Annotated in this window: 4 protein-coding genes and 1 pseudogene; 1 reads left to right on the top strand and 4 read right to left on the bottom strand. The window is 66.4% G+C overall.

The annotated features are described in order from the left end of the window. From WBQ44_RS10775 to WBQ44_RS10785, 3 genes and pseudogenes are all read right to left on the bottom strand, one after another. Window positions 1-664: DNA polymerase III subunit beta family protein (locus WBQ44_RS10775; protein ID WP_495566682.1), on the bottom strand; the 664-nt coding region annotated here is incomplete at its 3' end. Window positions 665-779: 115 nt separating this feature from the next. Beyond that, window positions 780-932 (bottom strand): annotated as a pseudogene (locus tag WBQ44_RS10780) (MerR family transcriptional regulator); the annotation flags it as partial. Window positions 933-996: 64 nt separating this feature from the next. Beyond that, entirely contained in the window at window positions 997-3,018 is a 2,022-nt protein-coding gene (locus WBQ44_RS10785; RefSeq protein ID WP_495566683.1) for a DUF222 domain-containing protein, read from the bottom strand. A gap of 114 nt (window positions 3,019-3,132) precedes the next feature. Here WBQ44_RS10785 and WBQ44_RS10790 point away from each other — a divergent pair, with 114 nt between their 5' ends. Continuing rightward, on the top strand, window positions 3,133-3,726 hold the full coding sequence (locus WBQ44_RS10790; RefSeq protein ID WP_495566684.1) for a CHAP domain-containing protein: 594 nt from the start codon (window positions 3,133-3,135) through the stop codon (window positions 3,724-3,726). A gap of 12 nt (window positions 3,727-3,738) precedes the next feature. Here the strand turns inward: WBQ44_RS10790 and WBQ44_RS10795 are convergent. Beyond that, window positions 3,739-4,673: AMP-binding protein (locus tag WBQ44_RS10795; RefSeq protein WP_495566685.1), on the bottom strand; the 935-nt coding region annotated here is incomplete at its 5' end.

Here is a 4,673-nt window from a genome sequence, read left to right on the forward strand (position 1 = left end):
GGTCTCCCCCGTCCGCAGAACGAACGAGGACGGGCATGGTCGGCCCACTCACATCGATCATGACGTCGGGGCCGATCGCGGAGACGACAGCCGGGTACAGGGTCGTCATCGCGAACGCCATCGTCACGGCCGGCCCGCGCACCACGGCGTCCACCACCACCGGGCCGACTGTCCCCGGCTCCGACAGCTCGAGCCGACCTTCGGAGACCGCGCAGGTCACGTACTCGGACTGTCGTTCTTCCAGCGCGCTGACGACGGCATTGCGCGACAGCACAATCCGGGTCACGACAGGAGGCATCGCATCGAACACGGCGGAATAGTCGGGGAATTGCTCCGGCAGGGCTCTGCAGTATCGGTCCCCCGAACCGAATTCGACACCGTTGCGGTCGACGTCGATCCGTATTCGATGACGACTCCTCACCAGCGGCATCGCTGCGCGTAGGTCGTCGCCGTCGACGACAACCGACCAGTCGTCCGAATCATGCTGTGTCGCAGCGATGGTTCGCGTGGACAGCCTGTAGCGGTCGGTCGCGGTCATCGTCAAAGCGTCGGCACGCAGTTCCAGGAACAGCCCGTTCAGCACGGGGTATTCCGGACTGTGCGCTGTCGCGGTGAGGATTCGGTCGACTGCGTCGGCAAAGCTGGGTCCGCTGACGGTGATCATCGTGTCCTCCTCGAGTTGATGGATGGTTGAGCGCAATTCGGCGGCGATGCGTCGAGCTCGTCGGGCATTGCCGAACAGTTCGGTGACATGTCGATCGACGAGTGCGGCGTCGCCTGATGGTGACGGCGTGCTGCGCCTGCGCTTCCGTGTAGTAGCGGTAGCCGGACAACTCGTCGATGTGAGCGGGCCTCAGCATCGACGAGTCGGAGTAGAACCGCAGCGCACCGGGCGTCAAGCCTGTTGCAGCGGCGAAGGCGCCGATGGTCATGAGCTCTGATGTGGTCACGGATTCATCCTGGGGGTTCGGCCAACTCGAAGGTCAAGCTCTCCGGTCATAATTCGGGTGGGCTGAAGTAGTGGTTGCCGTGCGGGTCGGTGGTGTGGAGGACATCGTCGTGCAGGCGCTCGATCCGCCAGTGTTTGCTTGTCTTGAGGTTGTGGTGGGTGCGGCAGTAGGGCGCGAGGTTGGTGGTGATGGTCCAGCCGCCGCGTTCGGGATGTCGGTGGTCGAACTCGACGAGGTGGTCGAGGTCGCAGGCGCTGGAGGGGACGTTGCAACCGGGGTGTCGGCACGTGGGGTAGTGCGCGCGGACCCACATGGCGAGGGCCGCACCAGGTGTGTACGTGAGCGCTCCGGGTGGTGGCGTGGGATGGCCTCCGTGCCCGTCGGGGTATTCGGCGTGTGCGTGGGTGGGATCCGCCGCAACGGCGCGGTGACAGCGGGCAGCGAGCGCCGCAGCTGTCTGTGTCGGCCGCCTCGCCGGCGCCGAAGTCGGTTCGGGCAGTTTGCCCGCGGGCAGCTTTCCCGCGGGCAGTGCGCGGGTACGGCCGAGCACCACATCGCAGGCTTCGCTGACGGGTTCGGGGCCGATGGTCGCGGCAAGCGTATCGGGGTCCCAGGTCACGCTGCCGTCTGTGTCGTCGGGAATGTTGCTGGGAATGTCGTCGGCCACATTGTCGGGGGCACGCAGTCGCGCGCGGCGCCGGTCGTCCTTTTTCTGCGCCTTCGTGGGTGCAGCCATTCGGGTACGTAGCTGCGAGATGTGCCGATTGTGTTCGGCCGCAGCCGCGGCAAGGTATTCGCTGAACGGCTGCACGTCTGCGGCTTTCGCGGTGGCGCCAGGGCGTGGAGCGCCGCCGCAGGTGCACGTGCACTGCGGTGAGTGTGGGCTCGGGGTCGGTGGATCGGGCGGATCGGAGTGCAGGTCGGTCAGTGTGTCGAGAAAGCGGCGACTGGTGGTGAAGATGATCTGCCAGGTCGCGTCACGTGCCATCGCGCGGAGCGTTGCGGGGTCGAGGGTGCCGTAGCCGTGCAGGTAGGCATTGTTGTCGTGCAGTCCGAGAACGGTCTCGAGGTCCGCGGTGATGTTGATCAGCGGTGTGGTCGGCGGCACCGTCTGACCTGGATGCGCCGAACCTTGATACGCAGGCAGTGGGCGGCCGCATTCACACGAATGTGCAGCCCGAGATGGCTCAGGATTGGAGCCCGCCCCACCCGAGGGCGGACTGTCGGGAGCATCGGGCGAGTCCGGCTCAGGCTTCGGTTCCGGGCGGGCGCTGTCCTCGTTGTCCTGGGCAGCACCCCCCTCCTCGTCTCCCTCTGCACTGCTCTCATCCCGGACAGCCCTGCCCTCGCCTTCTCCGGCCGGGCAATCGGGGTGCGCGCACAGGCAGGTGAGTCGCCCGCCGCGGACGAGGGCGAGGAAGGCGTCGGAGCGCCGGGTGTCGAGGGTGCGCGGGTCGAGTCCGCAGACTCGGACCACCTCGATGTCGATCAGCGCTGCCAGCTCTGCCGCGTCGACGGCACCGACGGTTGCCGCCATTCGCGCCATCCCCCGCGGGAGCGCGGTGACCCGCACCTTTTTGGTGGTCGAAGCGGCGCGGCGCCGCGCGCGTGTGTCCCAGTCGGGATTGTGGGCAGTGATCATTCTGTCAATCTCGCGGCCGAGCCGGATCGGGGTGAAATATGCCGTAGCAGTGACGATGTCCGGTTCGATAGCGGCCACCACGGCAGCCGGGGCGCCGAGGGTGTGATCGCGGATCGTTCGCAGCACTTCTAGCGTGATCTCGCCCGCGGTGAACATGTCACGGAACGCCGGACGGCTACCCCACCAGATTTTCAGCCGGTCCTCGACCGCGCCGGCCGGCAGGCGACAGGCGCAGGCCACTTCCGCGAGCGCGGAGGTGTGGGCGATGCGTTCGGCATCGAGTGGCCGTGGCACCGATTCGGTATCGAACGCAGCCATACGGGCGTCGTAAAACTGTTCGAGAGCGAGGATCGACGCGGCGAGGGTAGCGTTCGCGGAGCGGTGCGCTGCAACAACCGCATCCAACAATCCAGACTCACGGTCCATCTCCGGTCACCCCCCCCCAATGCCGCCCTAGTCGAACATACGTTCGATACAAGAAGGCTATCCCCCACCTCCGACAGAAACGGCCACAGCCGAACCGACCGGTACATTCGGTGCATGAGCATCGACTCCCCCACCCGTCCGCGTCGCCGCGTCGGTCGCATCGTCGCCGTCGTCCTGGCGGTGGTCGTGGTGGTCGCCGGCGCAGTGTTGTGGCTGGCGCCGAGCCGATACCTCCCGTGGGACACGACGCCGTTTCCAGAGGTGGACGTTTCGGCACTCACGCCGGCGCAGGCAACCGTCGTTGAGTCGCTTCGCGAGGAGCACGAGCAGCAGCGTCCGGGAACGTTCTATTCCGAGGGCGTCGAGCAAGCGTGGTGCGCGAACTTCGTCAGCTGGATCATGCGCGAGGCCGGTCAACCGCTGAGCAACCCGAACTCGGGCCACTGGCGGATCCCGGGCGTGTACACGCTCACCGAGTATTACCAGGAGCAGGGACGTTTCGAGCCGGAGGGATACGTGCCTTCGGTCGGCGATGTGGTGTTGTACGACAACGACAGTTGGGTCGGCCAACACACCAACATCGTCGTCGCAGTAGACGGCAACGAGGCAACGACCGTGGGCGGCAACGAGCTCGGGAAGATCCGCGTCCACACCGTCGACGTCCAGGCGGACTCGGCGATCGTCGGCTTCGGTCGAATGGTCAGCTGAAAATCACCCGGCTCAGCCGAGTTGCTTCTTCTGCACCTTGCCCATGGCGTTGCGTGGGAGAGAGCCGACGACGCGTACTTCTCTGGGGCGCTTGTGGATCGAGAGTTTCGACGCCACCAGGTCGATGAGTGTTTTCTCGTCGACGCCGGTGCCGACGACGAATGCGACGATGCGTTGACCGAGGTCGTCGTCGGGTAGGCCGACGACCGCGACCTCGTCGACGCTGTCGTGGCCGAGCAGTACTGCTTCGATTTCGCCTGCGCCGATGCGGTAGCCGCCGGATTTGATGAGGTCGGTCGATGCTCGCCCGACGATGCGGTGGTATCCGTCGGGCTCGATGAGTGCGACGTCTCCGGTATCGAACCAGCCGTCCTCGGTGAACGACTCGGCCGTTGCCTCCGGGTTGTTCAGGTAGCCGTCGAACAGCATCGGTCCGCGGATTTGCAACGCGCCGACTGCTTCGCCGTCGTGCGGCAGGATTTCGCCGGACTCGCCGCGCAACCGGGTTTCGACGCCTGCGACCGGCAATCCGACGGAACCGGGCCTGCGGTCTCCGTCGGCGCGGGTGCTGATGGTGATGAGGGTTTCGCTCATGCCGTATCGCTCGATGGGCGCCTGACCGGTCAGCGCACGGAGCTCCTCGAATACCGGGACGGGAAGCGGCGCACTGCCAGAGACAAGCAGCCGGGCGGACGACAGTGCCCGGGCCGACTCTTCGTCGGCGGCGATGCGCGACCACACCGTCGGAACTCCGAAGTACAGCGTGCCCTTCGCGGCGGCGTAGCGTTCCGGCGTCGGTTTGACGGTGTGGATCACGCGGCTGCCGATGCGGAGTGGCCCCAGGACTCCGAGGATCAGACCGTGGACGTGGAACAGCGGGAGGCCGTGGACGAGGGTGTCCCGCGCGGTCCATTGCCATGCCTGGGCGACGGCGTCGAGCCCGGACG

The organism is Rhodococcus sp. (in: high G+C Gram-positive bacteria) (genome assembly GCF_049591685.1).
In the GTDB taxonomy this organism is placed as follows: Bacteria; Actinomycetota; Actinomycetes; order Mycobacteriales; family Mycobacteriaceae; genus Rhodococcoides.